Annotated in this window: 11 protein-coding genes; 8 read left to right on the forward strand and 3 right to left on the reverse strand. The window is 73.3% G+C overall.

Annotation, left to right across the window (positions count from 1 at the left end; all coding sequences use genetic code 11):
* Window positions 1-479 precede the first annotated feature (479 nt).
* On the forward strand, window positions 480-1901 hold the full coding sequence (locus QOM21_RS06435; protein WP_407548770.1) for a lipase maturation factor family protein: 1422 nt from the start codon (window positions 480-482) through the stop codon (window positions 1899-1901).
* Here the strand turns inward: QOM21_RS06435 and QOM21_RS06440 are convergent.
* Entirely contained in the window at window positions 1795-2883 is a 1089-nt protein-coding gene (locus tag QOM21_RS06440; protein WP_407548771.1) for a tetratricopeptide repeat protein, read from the reverse strand. The two genes, QOM21_RS06435 and QOM21_RS06440, sit on opposite strands and share 107 nt — an antisense overlap.
* Window positions 2884-3322: 439 nt before the next feature.
* Between QOM21_RS06440 and QOM21_RS06445 the strand changes: the two genes are divergently transcribed.
* Window positions 3323-4522, forward strand: coding sequence for a lactonase family protein (locus QOM21_RS06445; RefSeq protein WP_407548772.1), 1200 nt, complete (start codon window positions 3323-3325; stop codon window positions 4520-4522).
* 83 nt (window positions 4523-4605) lie between these two features.
* On the opposite strand, the gene QOM21_RS06450 is transcribed toward QOM21_RS06445, so the two are convergent.
* The gene (locus QOM21_RS06450; protein ID WP_407548773.1) at window positions 4606-5427 is read right to left on the reverse strand and encodes a PaaX family transcriptional regulator C-terminal domain-containing protein; all 822 of its coding nucleotides are present in this window, start codon (window positions 5425-5427) and stop codon (window positions 4606-4608) included.
* Window positions 5428-5505: 78 nt separating this feature from the next.
* Here QOM21_RS06450 and QOM21_RS06455 point away from each other — a divergent pair, with 78 nt between their 5' ends.
* The 3 genes from QOM21_RS06455 to QOM21_RS06465 all read left to right on the forward strand — a co-directional run bounded on the left by QOM21_RS06455 (window position 5506) and on the right by QOM21_RS06465 (window position 10625).
* Window positions 5506-7176 carry an acyl-CoA dehydrogenase family protein gene (locus QOM21_RS06455; RefSeq protein ID WP_407548774.1) on the forward strand — a complete coding sequence of 557 codons (1671 nt, stop codon included), beginning with the start codon at window positions 5506-5508 and terminating at the stop codon, window positions 7174-7176.
* On the forward strand, window positions 7176-7937 hold the full coding sequence (locus QOM21_RS06460; RefSeq protein WP_407548775.1) for a crotonase/enoyl-CoA hydratase family protein: 762 nt from the start codon (window positions 7176-7178) through the stop codon (window positions 7935-7937). Before QOM21_RS06455 ends, QOM21_RS06460 begins: the two co-directional genes overlap by 1 nt.
* A 222-nt stretch (window positions 7938-8159) precedes the next feature.
* Window positions 8160-10625 carry a polysaccharide lyase 8 family protein gene (locus QOM21_RS06465; protein WP_407548776.1) on the forward strand — a complete coding sequence of 822 codons (2466 nt, stop codon included), beginning with the start codon at window positions 8160-8162 and terminating at the stop codon, window positions 10623-10625.
* Window positions 10626-10638: 13 nt separating this feature from the next.
* Here the strand turns inward: QOM21_RS06465 and QOM21_RS06470 are convergent, their stop codons facing one another.
* Window positions 10639-11763, reverse strand: coding sequence for a substrate-binding domain-containing protein (locus QOM21_RS06470; protein WP_407548777.1), 1125 nt, complete (start codon window positions 11761-11763; stop codon window positions 10639-10641).
* A gap of 253 nt (window positions 11764-12016) precedes the next feature.
* Between QOM21_RS06470 and QOM21_RS06475 the strand changes: the two genes are divergently transcribed.
* The 3 genes from QOM21_RS06475 to QOM21_RS06485 all read left to right on the forward strand — a co-directional run bounded on the left by QOM21_RS06475 (window position 12017) and on the right by QOM21_RS06485 (window position 14828).
* A complete protein-coding gene (locus tag QOM21_RS06475; protein WP_407548778.1) occupies window positions 12017-12931 on the forward strand; it encodes a YndJ family protein in 915 nt (304 codons plus the stop codon).
* Window positions 12928-13449 carry a DUF1990 family protein gene (locus QOM21_RS06480; protein WP_407548779.1) on the forward strand — a complete coding sequence of 174 codons (522 nt, stop codon included), beginning with the start codon at window positions 12928-12930 and terminating at the stop codon, window positions 13447-13449. Before QOM21_RS06475 ends, QOM21_RS06480 begins: the two co-directional genes overlap by 4 nt.
* A gap of 146 nt (window positions 13450-13595) precedes the next feature.
* Entirely contained in the window at window positions 13596-14828 is a 1233-nt protein-coding gene (locus QOM21_RS06485; RefSeq protein ID WP_407548780.1) for a metallophosphoesterase, read from the forward strand.
* Window positions 14829-14927 lie beyond the last annotated feature (99 nt).

Consider the following 14927-nt stretch of genomic DNA (forward strand, 5'->3'; position numbering starts at 1 on the left):
AGGGTTTGTGGCGTTCCCGCGACGGGCCAATGGTGTTGGCGTCTTCCCGAAAAGGTCGTCCGTCGTCCTCCAGCGTAACGATGTCACTCGCGGCTCGCTCGACTTTTTGCGGTGAAATCGGCATGTCACCGGAAGGCGGTGACACCGCCCGGCGCGCACGGAGGAAACAACGCGGCCGGGGTCCGGCACGGCGGCCCGCCCAGCGCTCCGGTTGCCGGTGGCGGCGAGGTCCGTACGCTGGAGGTGAGCGAGTGGGGAGCATTCACTCGGTCTCCGTTTGCGCGGGGCCGCGCTCCCGGCGAGCGATCCACTCACCAGTGTGCCGAAAGGGTCGGTGTCCGCACCGGCCCTTTCGGCGCGCCGTGCCGGACTCCGCTTTCGGTGCCGCCCCACGGGCCGCTGTCCGGAGACCGGCGACACCCCCGTGTGGCCGCGCGCCTCCCCGCCGGGCCCACGGCCGGAGTGCTACCCATGGGCGGGTGGAATGGTTCTCGGATCCCGACTACTGGCTCGGCCGGCTCATCTACCAGCGGATGCTGGCCGTCCTCTACCTGATCGCCTTCATCGCCGCGGCGCGGCACTTCCGGGCGCTCATCGGGGCCCGCGGCATGCTGCCGATCCCCGCGTTCGTGGCGCGGGTGCCGTTCCGCGACGCGCCGTCGGTCTTCCAGCTGCACTACTCCGACCGGTTCTTCGCGGCCTGGTCGTGGTGCGGGGCGCTGCTGGCGGCGGCCGTCGCGGCGGGCGCCGCGGACGCGGTTCCGCTCTGGGCGGCGATGGTGCTGTGGGCCGCGCTGTGGGTGATGTATCTGTCCATCGTGAACGTGGGGCAGACCTGGTACGGCTTCGGCTGGGAGTCGCTGCTGCTGGAGGCCGGGCTGCTCGCGGTCTTCCTCGGCAACGACCGGACCGCTCCCCCGGTGCTGGTGATGTGGTTGCTGCGCTGGCTGCTGTTCCGGGTGGAGTTCGGGGCCGGGCTGATCAAGATGCGCGGCGACAGCTGCTGGCGGGACCTGACCTGCCTGTACTACCACCACGAGACCCAGCCGATGCCGGGCCCGCTGAGCTGGTTCTTCCACCATCTGCCCAAGCCGCTGCACCGGGCGGAGGTGGCCGCCAACCACGTGGCGCAACTCCTGCTGCCCGTGCTGCTGTTCACCCCGCAGCCGATCGCCGGGTGGGCCGCCATCGCGATGGCGGTCACCCAGCTGTGGCTGGTGCTGTCCGGCAACTTCGCCTGGCTGAACTGGGTCACCATCGCGCTGGCCCTCTCGGCCGTGCCCTCCTGGGCCGGCCCGCCCTCGTCCCTGCCGGCTCCCCCGGTCTGGTTCGAGGTCCTGGTCATCGCCATGACCGCGCTCGTCCTCGTGCTCAGCTACCGGCCGGTCCGCAACCTCCTGGCCCGGCAGCAGCGCATGAACACCTCCTACGACTCGCTGCACCTGGTCAATTCCTACGGAGCGTTCGGCAGCATCACCCGGGTCCGCCGGGAGATCGTCGTCGAGGGCACCGCGGACGCGGTGAACGGGCCGGAAACGACCTGGCTGGCATACGAGTTCCACGGCAAGCCGGGGGATGTGCGGCGGCTGCCGCGCCAGTTCGCGCCGTACCACCTGCGTCTGGACTGGCTGATGTGGTTCGCGGCGCTCTCGCCGGCCTCTGCGCGGGCGTGGTTCGTGCCGTTCGTGGAGCGCCTGCTGGAGAACGACCGCGACACGCTGCGGCTGCTGCGGGTCAATCCCTTCCCGGACGTACCGCCCGCGCGGGTGCGGGCGCGGGTCTTCCGCTACCGCTTCACGACCTGGCGGGAACGGCGGCAGACCGGTGCGTGGTGGCATCGCAGTGCGGAGCGGGACCTGCTGGCGCCGATGTCGCGCTCTCCTCGTCCCGGAAGGCGATGACCGCGTCGCGGGCCTGCCGCAGTCCGATCCGGGTGAAGTCCCGCTCCAGCTCGGCGAGTTCGTCGAGGGTCTCCTGCGGGTCGCGGCCCAGGCGGGCACGGGACTTGGCCAGCCCCAGCCGGGACAGGGCGGTGCCCCGGGGCTCGTGCATCTCGCGGAATTCGCCCAGCGCCACGGAGTAGGTGTCGCGGGCCGCGGCGTAGCGCCCCGCACGGTAGAGGACGTTCCCGCGCATCTTGTGGTTGTAGGCGAGCGCGCCGGCCAGGTCCATGGCGCGGCAGATGACTTCGGCCTCGGACAGCAGCTCCAGTGCACGGTCCGGTTCGCCCTGGACCGAGAGGACGTCGGCGACACCGCGCAGCGACCAGGCGCGGCCCCGCGTGTCATCGGCCTCGGTGGCTATTCGGACGGACTCCTCGAACAGCTCCAGGGCCTTGGCGTATTCGCCGGTGTTGCGGTGCATCTGCGCGATGCCGGACATCGCCCAGACCATGTGCCGGGCCTCGCCGTGCGCCCGGCCCTGTTCGAGCAGCTGCTCGTGGAGTTCGGCGACCGCGGCGTAGTCACCCTGGATGCGGCCGGTCTCGGCGAGCCCGGCGAGGGAGTAGCCGTGGGCGAGGCGGTCCCCGCTTCCCGCGCCCAGCGTCACGGCGTGGGTGAGCAGCCGGCGGGCGAGCGGCAGCGTCCCGCACTGGCGGGCGAGGGTGCCGCCGCTCCACAGGGCCCAGGCCATGGCACCGGCGTCGCCCGCGGTGCGCGCACTGCGGTAGCTCTCCCGCCAGGCGTCGCCGGCGTCCGTCACCCGGCCGAGGCGCCGGTTGGCCTCCGCGACGGCGAGCGCGGCGCGCGCCCGCTCCAGGGGCCCGCTCGCGCGGGAGCGAGCCAGTCTCGCGGTCGCCAGCACCTCCTCGTAGGAGGAGTTCACGCCCAGCGCCGAGCCCAGCTCACCCTGGTATTCCGGGGCGAATGCCTTGCCGTACATATATCCGTGGCCTCTCGATCATCTCCGTGCCTTGATCAAGAAACTACGAGCCGGACACGGGGCGGCGAATCAGTCCGCGTATGTGTTGTGCTGTACGACTCGAGTGCTACGGGTGGGGTTGATGGTCATCACCGGGATGTACGACCATGTCGGGGTAACGGTCCGGCACAGCGCCGTTGACCTGCGCAAACGCCGCCCGCCCCGACCCTGACTCCGCCCCGGCGGCCGCGCCTGCCCGCCTCCCGCCGTCATGCGGCCCCCGGGTCGTCGGCACGTGGACCTACTCGAAGTGGCGTTGCACGCTACGCAATTCGGGTTGCAGCCCTTGCCGGGAGGCGGGGCGACGGGTCACGCTGACTGCCGTATCCGGGGCACCCGCAGCACAGCACGCAGCACGGCACGCTGATCCCCCACAGATCCCCGAACGCCGAGGTGTGACATGAGCTCAGCACGGCCAGGCACCACGACGGGAAGCGGCCTCGCCCGCCGGCGGTTCGCCGGCGCGGTCGCGGGGCTGGCCGCGACGGCCGCGGTCTCGGCACTGAACGTCAAGGACACCGGCCCCGGCCACGCCAGGCCCCGCCCCGAGCCGCACCCGCGCGCCGACCGGCCGCTGTTCCTGGGGACCTACACCTCCACGGAGGGCGGCGGCACCGGCATCGGCCTGGGCACCTACGACGCCGGCGGCCGGATCACCGCCACCGGGGTGGTCGCGGGCGTCGCGGATCCGTCGTATCTGACGCTCGCGCCGGGCGGGCACACCCTCTACGCGGTCGATGAACAGCAGCAGGGCGGCGTGACCGCCATCGCGCTGCCGTCGGGCGGCGCGCCCGTGGTGCTGGGCACCCGGTCCACCGGCGGGGCCGGGCCCTGCCATCTGTCGGTGCACCCCGGCGGTCGCTGGCTGCTCAGTGCCAACTACCTCTCCGGCAGTGTGGCGGTCCATCCCATCGCGCCGGACAGCGGCGCCCTGGGCGAGCGGACCGACCTCGTCACCCACGACAGCCCGCCGCCCGGCCCCGGCCAGGACGGGCCGCACGCGCACCAGATCATCACAGCCCCGGACGGCCGGCGCGTACTCGCCGTGGACCTCGGCAACGACACCGTCTACACCTACCGGCTGGACGAGACCGCGGGAAAGCTCACGGAGGTGTCGCGCGCGGCGCTGCGCCCCGGCGCCGGCCCACGGCATCTGACCTTCCATCCGTCCGGCCGCTTCGCCTACCTCGCCAACGAGGTCGACAACACCGTCGTGGTCTGCGGGTACGACGCCGGCAGCGGCCGGTTGACACCCGGCGCACCGCAGTCCACAGGCACCGGGGCGGGCACCAGCTACCCCGCACAGCTGCTGGTCACCCGGGGCGGCGGCTTCGCGTATCTCGCCAATCGCGGCCACAACAGCCTCACCCGTTACGCCGTGGAGGACGGCGGGGCGCGACTGCGGCTGCTGGACACCGTGCCGGTGGGCGGTGACTTCCCGCGGCATCTCGCGTTCTCCCCCGACGAGCGGCTGCTGTTCGCGGCGAACCAGAAGTCGGGCACGGTGACGGTGTTCTCGGTGGATTCAGGGAGCGGAGGGCTGACCCGCACGGGCGAACCCTTCGCCGCGCCCGTCCCGGTCTGTGTCCTGCCGCTGTGACCTGTGCGGGCGCCGCGCCCTGAGGAAGCAGCGCGGCGACGCGCCGGGCTTGGAGCAGCGTCGCCTCCGCCTCGCCTGGGAGTTCAACCGCGCCGGGCCGCCCGCGGTGACACGTACTGCAGGAGCAGCTCGCGCAGCTCGGCCGCGAACGCGTCGTAGCGCAGCCGGAGTTCGCCGCCGGGCCAGCCGGGCGGCAGCAGTGCATCGGGCAGCAGCGGGTCCGACAGCAGATGGCGCAGCGCGGCGGCCGCGACCGTGAAGCGGTCGGCCAGGGCGTCGGCGCGGTCCAGCGCGGCCATCAGGGCGCGGGCCTCCTGTGCCCAGCCGGTCAGGTCCCACAGGCGGCCGGCGAGTGCGACCGGGTCGTCGTCGGGGGTGCCGGTGAGCCAGGTGCACTGTGCGGTGGCGACAACCGGGCGGGGACGGTCGAGGTTGGCGGGGCGCAGCCAGCTGCCCTCGCGGAGCTCGGCCAGGCGCAGCCCGGACATGGCCTGGCGCAGCGCGGTGCGCTCCGCGGCGGGCCGGCGTTCGGCCGTGGTGACCACGGCGATCTCCCAGTCCCCCCGCCAGGGCAGGGTCCTGGGCGACCGGCTCTCGTCCTGCCGTGCCTGGCGCTCCAGCAGCCGGGCGGTGAGACCGTACGAGCCGTCGCTCTGCCGCAGGTCTCCGGCGGCCACCATCCGGGAGAGCGCGACCCGGACGGTGCCTTCGGCGATGCCGAAGAGCTCGCCGACCCGCACCAGGGCGCGTGCGGGCAGCTGCGGCGGGTGGTGCCCGAGGAGGGTGCTCAGCACGATCGAGCGGGCCGTGAGAGGGCGCAGCGCGGGGGCGTCCTGCGCGGTCGGCGGGCGCTCGCCGGAGCGCTGCGGGGCGTGGTCGCGGAGGGGCCGGGTGTCGTCGTTCATGAGTGCGGGAATTCTAGCTCCGCCGATCGTGGGTATTACAGCCTTCTCACGGCTGTTCGGATTCTGTAACGTCGAGCCATGACCGTCACCCATGAAGTCGCGAATCAGGCCCCGCCACTGACCGGATTCAGCACGGCCGACGAACCGGCCCTGCTGGAGGCCCTGCGCCGCGAGGGCGCCGGCTGGGGCGAGCCGGAGGTCGCCGAGCTGGGCGCGCTGGCCGGCTCGGCGGCCGTGCAGGACCAGGCCCGGTGGGCGGAGGAACAGCCGCCCAGGCTGCGCACCCACGACCGCTTCGGTCATCGCGTCGACGAGGTGGAGTTCCACCCGGCCTGGCATCAGCTGATGACCGTCGCGGTGGAACACGGCCTGCATGCCGCGCCCTGGGCCGACGACCGCCCGGGAGCACATCTGGTGCGCGCGGCGAAGTTCTACGTCTGGTCGCAGGCCGAGGCCGGACACGGCTGCCCGGTATCGATGACGTACGCCGCCGTGCCGGCGCTGCGAGCCGCCCCGGACCTCGCCGCCCGGTACGAACCCCTGCTCACCTCCCGCACCTACGACTTCGGGCTGCGCGCGCCGCTGAGCAAGGCGGGGCTGATCGCGGGCATGTCGATGACGGAGAAGCAGGGCGGCAGCGACGTACGGGCCAACACCACACGCGCGGTGCCGGCCGGTGACGGCACCTACCGCATCACCGGCCACAAGTGGTTCACCTCGGCTCCCATGAGCGATGTGTTCCTGGCACTGGCGCAGACCGACGAGGGACTGACCTGCTTCCTGCTGCCGCGGGTACTGCCGGACGGCTCCCTCAACGGGATGCGGCTGATGCGGCTCAAGGACAAGCTGGGCAACCGCTCGAACGCCTCCTCGGAGATCGAGTACGACCAGGCGGTGGCCTGGCCGGTCGGCGAGCCGGGCCGCGGGGTGCGCACCATCGTCGAGATGGTGAACATGACACGGCTGGACTGCGTGCTCGGCTCCGCGGCGGGCATGCGGGCCGGGCTACGGCAGGCGCTGCACCACACCGCCCACCGGCGGGCGTTCGGGCGGGAGTTGGACCGGCAGCCGCTGATGCGGTCGGTGCTGGCCGACCTCGCCGTCGAGTCGGAGGCAGCGACGCTGCTGGGCATGCGGCTCGCCGCGGCGGTGGACCGGTCCCGGGCCGGGGACGCAACGGAGGGTGCGCTGCGCCGGCTGGCGCTCGCGGCCGGCAAGTACTGGGTATGCAAGCGCGGCAGCACGCACGCGGCGGAGGCACTGGAGTGCCTGGGCGGCAACGGCTACGTCGAGGAGTCGGGCATGCCGCGGCTCTACCGGGAGGCGCCGCTGCTGTCGATCTGGGAGGGCTCGGGGAACGTGGCGGCACTCGACGTCCTGCGGGCGCTGAGCAAGGAACCTGCCGCGCTGGACGCGTTCCTTGCCGAGGTCGAGACGGCCGCGGGTGCCGACCGGCGGCTGGACGCCGCGGTGGCCGGGGTCCGCAAGATGCTCGGCGGCCTGGCCGACCCGGAGCACGCACAGCTGATGGCCCGTTCGCTCGCCGAGCGGATGGCGCTGGTGCTTCAGGGGTCGCTGCTCGTCCGGTTCTCTCACCCCGCGGTCGCCGACGCGTTCTGCGCGTCGCGCCTGGACGGCGAATGGGGCAACGCCTTCGGCACGCTGCCCGCCGGCGCCGATCTCGCCGCGATCCTGGAGCGCGCCCGCCCCGCGTCCCCGGCCGGGGACGCCGCGCCGGGTGCCGCCTGATGTCCGTACGGGTGGAGCGCTCGGGGCCGGTCACGACGGTGGTGCTGTCGCGGCCGGCGTCCCGTAACGCCGTGGACGGCGCCACGGCAGCCCAACTGGCGGACGCCTTCCGCGCGTTCGAGGCCGACGACGGTGCGCATGCCGCGGTGCTGTGGGGCGAGGGCGGCACGTTCTGCTCCGGCGCCGACCTCAAGGCGGCCGGTACCGAGCACGGCAACCGCGTCGCACCGGACGGCGACGGGCCGATGGGGCCGACCCGGATGCGGCTGAGCAAGCCGGTGATCGCGGCGGTCGCCGGCCACGCGGTCGCGGGCGGGCTGGAGCTCGCGCTCTGGTGCGACCTGCGGATCGCGGAGGAGGACGCGGTCTTCGGGGTGTTCTGCCGACGCTGGGGCGTGCCGCTGATCGACGGCGGGACGGTGCGGCTGCCGCGGCTGATCGGGGCGAGCCGGGCGAGGGACCTGGTGCTGACGGGCCGTCCGGTACCGGCGGCGGAGGCGCTGGACATCGGCCTGGCCAACCGGCTCGTGCCGACCGGGACGGCGCGCACGGCGGCGGAGAGCCTGGCAGCCGAGATCGCGAGCCTGCCGCAGGCGTGTCTGCGCAGCGACCGCGCCTCGCTGCTCGACCAGGAGGGCGAGCCGGAAGCGAAGGCCATGGCACGCGAACTGCTCTATGGCCAGGCGGTGTTGGCGGAGGGGCTGGCGGGCGCGGCGCGGTTCGCGGCGGGAGCGGGACGGCACGGCGAGCCGGAGAGCTAGACCCCCGAGGCTCGGGTCCTCGCCGTCGGCGGCCTCGGTCCCGCCGACGACGAGGACCCACCCGGCCGGGGCCCTCCGGGAGGGGCGGAGAGACGAACACCTCACGAGCGAACGATCGTTTGGATCGTTTGTCGCGAACCTCTTGAGCGTTTGGTGCCGCTCGTGTTTCATACGGGCACGCCGCACCGTCGGCACCCCCGCCCTCCCGGCTACGGAGACCCCATGACGCACCCATGGACCCGCCGTTCCCTGCTCCTCACGGCGGGCGGTGCCTCGCTCACCGCCGGGCTGACCGGCACCTCCGCCCTGGCCCGGCCCCACGGCGCCGACGGCGCCACGGCAGGTCGCTCCGCCGCCTCCGCCGAGGACTTCGCGGCGCTGCGCACGACCTGGCGCGAACTGCTGCTCGGTACCGGCTTCAGCCCCACCGCGCAGCCGTTCAAGGACCGGCTCACCGCACTCGGCGCCACCGCGGGGAAGCTGCTGTCGACGATGGCGCCGGCCGACGGCTCGCTGTGGCCGGACGCGGTCTTCGCCGACCCCGAGCCGGACACCGATCCCGAGTCGTACGGCTTCTCGGGCCAGATCCAGACCAGTTACACGCGCCTGCAGACGATGGCGCAGGCCCTCGCGCAGCCGGGCACGGGCGTCACCGGCGACCCGGACCTCGCCACGGCCCTGCTGACCGGCCTCGACCATCTCTCCGAGCAGGTCTACAACGAGCGGACCACCCGCTACGGCAACTGGTACAGCTGGCAGATCGGCGCCCCGCAGCCGCTGCTGGACATCTGCGTCCTGCTCCACGACCGGCTGTCCGAGGAGCGCAGAGCGCGCTACCTCGCCGCGGTCGACCACTTCGTACCGGATGAGGCCGTCGGCTCGTACACGGGCACCAGCACCGGAGCCAACCGCGTGGACCTGTGCCGGGTGCTGGCCCTGCGCGGCATCGTCGGGGAGAACGCCGCCAAGATCGCGCTGGCCCGCGACGCCCTCACCCCCGTCTTCCCCTACGTCACCTCGGGCGACGGCATCTACGCCGACGGCTCGGTCGTCCAGCACACCTGGGTGCCCTACACCGGCTCCTACGGCGCGGTGCTGATCGACGGCCTCAGCAAGCTCTTCGCGCTGCTGGGCGGCTCCCCCTGGGCAGTGGTCGATCCGAAACGGCAGCTGTTCCTCGACGCGGTCGAGCACGCCTACGCGCCGTTCCTCTTCAACGGCCTGATGATGGACGGGGTTTCGGGTCGCGCGATCAGCCGCGGGGTGGCCGCGGGCGACGCGACGGGGACGCAGGCCGACGACCATCTGCGGGGCCATCCCGTGATCGCCTCGATCCTCCTGCTGGGGGAGGGCGCGAGCGCGGCGGAGCGGACCCGCTGGCGCGGCCTGGCCAAGGGCTGGTGCCGTCGCGACCATTACTCCCCCGCGATGAGCGATCCGAGCCTGTCGATCGGTGCGCTCTCCCGGCTCAAGGAGGTCCTGGACGACTCCGCGGTGCAGCCCGTCCCCGAGCCGACCGGGCACCGGCAGTTCCCGGGCATGGACCGCGTGGTGCACCGCCGCCCCGGCTGGGCCGCCTCCCTCTCCATGGCCTCCCGTCGCATCACCCACTACGAGAACGGCAACGGCGAGAACGTCCGCGGCTGGCACACCGGCTCCGGCATGCTCTATTGGTGGGGCGACACCTACGGCAACGGTCAGTACAGCGACGCTTTCTGGCCCACCGTCGACCCGATGCGGCTGCCCGGCACGACCGCGTCCGGCAAGCAGCTCGCGGACGGGGAGGGCGGCGTGTGGGGCGCGGCGCGCCCGGACGTGTCATGGGTGGGTGGCAGCGAGGCCGGGCCCTACGCCGCGGTCGGCCAGTACCTCAAGGGACTGGCGTCCACCCTCGTGGCCAAGAAGTCCTGGTTCTTCCTCGATGACGCGGTGGTCTGCCTCGGGGCGGGCATCACCGCGCGGGACGGCCGAAGGGTCGAAACGATCGTCGACAACCGCAATCTGGGGCCGACAGGCGGTTCCGCGCTCACCGTGGACGGCCGGCCGCAGCCCACCTCGTATCCCTGGTCGGCGACGCTGACCGGCACCCGCTGGGCGCACCTCGCCGGCCACGCCGGCTACGTCTTCCCCGGCGGCACGACCCTCAAGGCTCTTCGCGAGGCGCGCTCCGGAGCCTGGAAGGACATCAACGCGGGCGGCTCACCGACCTCGTTGGAGCGCCGCTACCTCACGCTGCTCGCCGATCACGGCACGGATCCGTCCGGCGCCCGCTACTCCTACGTCCTGCTGCCCGGCGCCTCCGCGGCGCGTACCGCGGCCCGGTCCGCGGACACCGCCTGGCTGCGGATCCTGGCCAACACCGACGACCTCCAGGCGGTCGCGGTGCCCTCGCTCGGGTTCCTCGGCGCCAACTTCTGGTTCGGCGGCACCGCGGGTCCGCTCACCACCGACGCACCGGCGAGCGTCACGGTGCACGAGCGCTCCGACGGCACCGCCGTCATCGGCGTCAGCGACCCGATGCGCGCCCGGACCTCGCTGAAGGTGACCTGGCGCCGGCGGGTCGGCGCGGTGCTCTCCAAGCCCTCGACGGTCACCGCGGCCGCCACGGGCGCCTCGCTGACGCTGACCTTCGGCGACCTGACCGGGACCGGCGGCGTCAGCCAGAAGGTCACGGTGCGGCTCGGGTGACGGGCTCAGGGCCTCAGGTCCGCTCGGCGCCGCCGCACGAGGACCGCACCCGCAACTCCGGTAGCAGATCGACGTGTTGGCGGGGAAGGGCCTCGCTCGCACGGTCGGCGTCCTCGGCGATCCGGGTCAGCAGCAGCTGCGCCGCCATCGCCCCGACCGCGCGCTTGGGAGGGGCCACGGCGGTCAGCGGCACCTCCGCGAGCGAGGCCACCTCGTCGTCGTACGCCACCACCGCCAGGTCCTCGGGCACCCGCACGCCGCGCTCACGCAGGCGGGCCACCAGCGCGATGGCGTCCGCGTCGCTGTGCACCAGGGCGGCCGTGACCCCGTCGCGGGCCACCGCGTCGACCAGGCGCTCCAGGGCGGCCTCCAGTCGCTGGGCGCCCGTCGACGCCGGATGGCCCTCCGGTGGTGGCACCGGGACGGACGTGAGCCCCAACGACCTCACCGCGTCGTCGAAACCGTCCCGGATCGGGCCCGCGTGCACACTCTCCTGGACGGCGAGGGCGATGTTCCGGTGGCCGAGGTCCGCGAGATGCCGGACCGCCATCGCCGCACCGTGCGCCCGGTCCGTACGCACCCGGTCCAGCTCGGCCGCGGGGCTTCCCGCAGGCGCCCACCGCTCGACGAGCACCACCGGCGCGGCGCTCTCCCGCAGCCGCTGCTGCTGGTCCGCCGAGGGCAGTCCGTCCTGCCAACTGGGCGCCAGCAACAGCCCGTTGGCGCCACCTTCCAGCATCCGCCCGATCTGCGCGGTGTCCTCCTCGGGCTGATAGGACGTCAGCCCGAGCAGCAGTCGGCCGCCGCGCGCCTCCACCGTCTCGCGGGCGCCGCGCACCATGTCACCGAAGAAGCGGTCGACGGTCGGTACCACCATGCCGACGACCGGCCCGGGCCGCTCCGGCGCGCTCCCCGCCCGGCCCGCTTCCCGCTCGCCACGGTCCGCCGCGGTGCCGGGCCACAGCACCGCGCCGTGCCGGCGGACCAACCTGCCCTGCTCGGACAGCGCCTCGACATCCCGCCGCACCGTGACAACGGACACGCCCAGCTCCCCCGCCAGGTCCGTCACACGCAGGCTTCCGCGCTCCTGGACCAGCGCGAGCACCCGCTCATGACGCCGGTCGACATGCATCCGCATGGTGCCCCCAGGGCTCGCCCGTTCCGCTTCTTTCACCGCTGCCGTCCTGGTCAGGGAGTGTACGCAGCGGCCGGGAAGCGCGACGCGCGGGTGCTCCGGCGCCCCGTGACACCCGCCTCCGCGGACCTCCGAGCGCCTGCCGGGTGACGGCAGACATGGCGATCCCGCCCCCGGGGAGCCATTCTTGAACACGTTCAATTCTGCGCGTACTGTCGGCGCCGTACCGGAACGCAGGTCACGAAAGGGGGGCGTGGTGACCGTATTGGTCCACTTCATCGTCATGCTCGGAATGTTCGTGGTGATCCCGCTCGGGATCTCGCTCATCGAAGGACCGGGCCTGGCCCGCCTCCGGCATTGGTGGCCGCTCGCCGCCACCGCGGGCACAGCGGCCCTCTGGCTGCCGCGCGGGCCCCTCGCCGTTCCCTGCGCCGCCGGTTACGCCGTGGCCACCCTCGCGCTCGCCGTCCAGGCACCGCGGCGGCTCGCCCGCACCCGTTCCCTGGCGGCGTCCGAGGTCGCCGTGCTGACCGCGCTCACCACCCCGGCCGTCGCCGGTAGCGCCCTGGTCGCCGAGCGCGGCGGGTACCGGCTGTTCGGCTTCGACCTCGACATCCTGGCGCTGACCGTGCCGCACTTCCACTTCGCAGGATTCGCCGCGGCACTGATCGCGGGCCTGGTGTGCCGCGGCAGCGGCGGCGGCCGGGCGGGCCGGGCCGCCGCGCTCAGCGTCCCGGTGGGCACCCTGCTGGTGCTCGCCGGGTACTTCGTCGACGACTGGGCGGAGCTGGCCGGCGCCCTGGTCCTGACGGCCGGTATGTGGCTGGTGGGCCTGCTGACCTGGCGCGATCTCAGGACGACGGGTCCCGACCGGACGACCCGGGCGCTGCTCGCCTGCTCCGCGACGGTCCTGGTGGCCACCATGCTGCTGGCCCTGAGCTGGGCGCTCGGCGAGGCGACCGGCCTGCCGCACCCCTCGCTCACCTGGATGGCCGCCACGCACGGCCTGGGCAACGCCCTCGGATTCGCCCTCTGCGCGCTCCTCGCCCAGCGACGGCTGCGCGCCGTGCAGGTGCCGGTTCCGGCTCCGGCTCCTGGCGAAACCCTTGCACGGACCGACGGCAGCACGACCGAACCCGACATCCGCACGCTGAAGGAGCGCACCGCATGAGCGACCTCAACTACCCCGAGGAGGGCGGCACCCGGCACCGTCCGCTGCCGTCCGGCTACCACCACCTGCACGAGGAGCGGAAGATCGGCCACGGCCCCGAGGTGCTGGCGGCGGCAGGCGAGGCGATCACCACCTTCCGGATGCACCGCGCTTCGGGCGCCCAGGTCCAGGCCGACGCCCCGCGCGCCGCCCCCGGGGTGGCCGTCGAGATCGCGCTCGGCATCGGCCCGCTGTGGCTGCGGGCGCCCTGCCGCGTGGTGTGGACGGCGGATGAGGAGAACCGCGTCGGCTTCGCGTACGGCACCCGGGACGGCCACCCGGAGCGCGGCGAGGAGGCGTTCGTCGCGGAGCTGCGCGCGGACGGCTCCGTCTGGTTCACCGTGACCGCCTTCAGCCGCCCGGCCCGCCTCTACAGCCGTCTCGTGGGGCCCGTGGTCCCCCTCTTCCAGCGCCTGTACGCCCGGCGCCTCGGCCGGACCCTGCGCCGCCTGGCGAACCGGCCCCGTGACCGCATCTGAACCACCGGGGCCCACGGGCCCGGCATCCGGCAGAAGGAACCGGTGGAGCACATTCCGGCACCACGACGCGCCGGAATCCTCATACATCCACTCCCCGTTCATCAATTCGTCACCACCGCCCCCGGCGCACGTGAGAGAAACCAGGCATGTGTGAAGACGAACTGATCCCGCCGCAGGCGGACATGACCGAGAGCCAGTGGCTGCGCACCGGCTCGGACGCCGCGGCCGGGGGGCCGCCGATGCGGACGACGGGGCGCGTCCCGCAGTTCGTGAACCGGCGGACGCTGCTGGGCGGCGCGGTGGCCGGCGCGGCGCTCGCCGTACTCCCCACAGGCGCGCAGTCGTCCGCGTCCGCCACCTCGCGCACCGGCGCCTCGGGCGCCGCCGACGCGTTCCCCTTCCCCGAACACCCCAACGGAAACGGCGAGTTCGCCGTCCTGGTCACCGGGGACGCGGGGACCGGGGACGAGGCGCAGTACGCGGTGGCCGCCGCCGCCCGCGACATCTGCCGGTCCGAGGGGGTGGGCCTGGCCGTCGGCCTCGGCGACAACATCTACGAGAACGGGCCCGAGTCCGACCATGATTCGGAGTTCCAGGACAAGTTCGAGAAGCCGAACAACGGCATCGACGTGCCCTGGCTGATGGTGCTGGGCAACCACGACTGCTCGGGCCTGATACCCGGCAGCGGCGGCGACCCCTCGCGAGGTGACCGCGAGGTGGCCTACGCCGCGACCTCGCGGCGCTGGCACATGCCCGCCCGTTACTACAGCGTGCCGCTGCCGGCCGCGGATCCACTGGTGGAGTTCTTCGCCATCGACACGATTCCGTGGTCGTCGTACGTCGCGCAGCTCGACCCGCACTACTGGTGGAACGGCCCGTACATGCGCGAGCAGCGGCAGTGGCTGGACGGCGCGCTGAGCGCGTCACGGGCCCGCTGGAAGATCGTGATCGGCCACCATCCGTACCTCAACAACGGCAAGCACGGCAGCGCGGGCTCCTACGACGGATTCGAGATCGGGAACTACACCAGCGGCGTCCACCTCAAGGAGATGTACGAGGAGGTGGTGTGCGGACGGGCCGATCTGATCCTTTCCGGCCACGACCACACCCTCCAGGTGCTGGAGCCGACGGCCCGGACGGGCGGCACCCGTCAGGTGGTCTGCGGCGCGTCGGCCAAGACCGAGGACGGCAAGGCCCACTTCGGGCACCCGGCGGCCTGGCAGAACTTCGCCGACCACGGGTTCATGGTGCTGAAGGTGTCCGGGGCGCGGCTGACCATCGACGCCTACACCGTCGACGTGGCCACGCGGAAAGCCACCCTGGCGCACCGGACGCGGACCGCGGCGCCGGTCGCGGCCGGGGCGCGGGTGCACGCCTGACGCCGCGTGTCGTCCCCCGGCGGGGAAACACCGGGGGACGACGCGTCTCCGGCTCAGCGCGAGGGAACGCAGTGCGGCGGGTGCCTCCTCGTCGCGCTC

The sequence above is a fragment of the Streptomyces sp. Pv4-95 genome, from assembly GCF_045782725.1.
In the GTDB taxonomy this organism is placed as follows: domain Bacteria; phylum Actinomycetota; class Actinomycetes; order Streptomycetales; family Streptomycetaceae; genus Streptomyces.